This window comes from Vibrio sp. Vb2880 (genome assembly GCF_033337975.1).
In the GTDB taxonomy this organism is placed as follows: Bacteria; Pseudomonadota; Gammaproteobacteria; order Enterobacterales; family Vibrionaceae; genus Vibrio; species Vibrio alginolyticus.
In genome coordinates this window covers 1-2,036 of record NZ_JAWORT010000066.1, presented here as the reverse complement: position 1 = coordinate 2,036, position 2,036 = coordinate 1, and the positions used below count along the sequence as shown (strand labels likewise).

The window sequence follows — 2,036 nt, the reverse complement described above, 5'->3', positions numbered from 1 at the left end:
CGTGCTGGATTTATCTAGCAAAGCAGCATCCGATTCTAATGCTTCAATTTGAGCAAAGCGCTTTTGCTTTGGTGAGAAAATGATCTTGAGTCCATTTTCTCCCTGTTGGACTTCACCCGATATTTTGTAAGGTGCCCAAAAATGCGCCATGGCAAAACCGCTTGCGCTTCTTTGTATTACCTGAGGTGTGTCTTTTTTATTTTCTTCTTGCTCTAGAGTACGGTAATACTCGACGTCAACATCTTGGTAATAACCTTTCTCGTTTATGGCCATCTCTCGCCAAAGCTTCCCTTTCCAAAACACATAAAGAAAACCACCGCGGAGGTCAGAAGCTTTTGCTTTGTCTTTGCTGCCATCTAAGTAAGCCAAAGGTCTCACCGGCACCAACACGTTGTCCCACTCATCCATCTGAGTTTCTTTATCAACGGGTTGTAGGTTCTCTGCGAGTTTAAGCAAGATCGGCTGAGGCTGGTCTGAACAAGGGATTTTGATATAGAGCGTTTTGCCCTCGGCTTCGAGATCTTTAAACATCGCGAGGCTGCGATGTTTGTTCTCGGTATCAGCCTTGCCTACAGTCACCTTTTCTTTTTGAGCGTCGGTTTTTCCCAACATCAAACATGCGGCATTGCTAGACCACTGCCCAGCAAACTCGACAACGATTTTTTGATCTGGGCTTGGCTCAGAAGGTACATGCGTGTAACTGCGAACTAGAGCAACATCGTCAGTAACCTGCTTGTAACCCGCTTTAAAAACTTTGCTTTCATTTGAAGCAGATACAGAGTCAACGAGTGTTTTAAGTCTAGGAAAACTTTGCAACTGAGAGTCCGTTAATGGCGACCTACGAGCAAAGGAAGATAAGGAGACCCAACTGCCTTTCCCAAGTTCGGCTCTGATCGCTGCTAGCAATCCGCTGGTCGTTTTTTTAGAAGAAAGAGAAATCTTTTGCGCAAACTCTTTAGGGAGGTTTCTAAGGATATCATCTGAATTTCGCAAACGCGAAAGCTGCCCTATACACTCGTCTGGTGTAAGAACATAAGATAGCTCGCTGGAGGATAGCTTCGAGCTAGGTATAAATTTGCAAACTAAATGCATTTGAATTCTCCACAACCAACATCGTAAATATGGTTGCGGTGACATTTAAGCTGATAAGGCTTACAAGTACGATTTGGTCTGCGTATCCTACTTACTTAGCCATTTATTTTCAACGAGATAGAAAAATCTGCAGAAAAACCCAAAACGCCCCAAGCCGACAGATTAACAGCCAACAAAGTCACTTTAACTGGAAATTTGGACATATTACCTACCGCACTTATTCAAAAAGAAGGCTTTAAGAAAAACAGTTTTTTTTACTTTTGAGCAGAAGTTAACAAATTCATTATTACGCAGGGGAAATATCGACTATTTGGTACTGGTCCCTTGTCATCAAAAAGTTGCCCCAGGAGGTAAACACCACTGACTTTAAGGTTTAATTTCGCCATGAAGTTTACTCCTTATTTAGCTTTATTTGAGTGACAGTGTGCCGTCACAAAATGATCGCCTTGTCTTTCAATTTGGCATGTGCGCTCACAACGTCGGATTTCAAGTGATGTCCATTTTCCATAATCTATTTCTTTACATTTTTCTTGCTGTGCTTCCTGATAACGGGCGAAAGCTTGTTTGTATTGAGCGTGGTCTGGTAAGGCAGGGAATTCCTGACGTAAATCATAATCAGAAAAGTCAGGCTGCAAACTCGCTGGAACATAAAGGGAGAAGCCATTAACACTATCGCCGTCTTCAGGCAGTTTATACTGGTAAGCGAGTTCATCAATCGGTGAGCTCTCATCTGCCTGACGCGCTCTATACAATCTCGGGGTAGGCGCATCATCGCCACTTAATACGCCGAGTTGCAACGTGTAGCGACTGTCTTTGTTAGCTAAAGGTATGGCTTTGTCGGTTGCTCGAGTATTAAATGAACGATAACCATCCTTGGTGTTGCAAGTAAACGCACCGCCGTCCTCCCGCCAGTAGATATAATCTGCAACGGCATTGTACTTTCT

General features: G+C 43.4%; 1 protein-coding gene and 1 pseudogene. Both read right to left on the bottom strand.

The window, feature by feature from the left end:
- Positions 1–1,092 (bottom strand): hypothetical protein (locus tag R7M92_RS24855; RefSeq protein WP_318134570.1); only part of this gene is annotated, 1,092 nt, incomplete at its 3' end.
- 398 nt (positions 1,093–1,490) lie between these two features.
- Positions 1,491–2,036 (bottom strand): annotated as a pseudogene (locus R7M92_RS24850) (hypothetical protein); the annotation flags it as partial.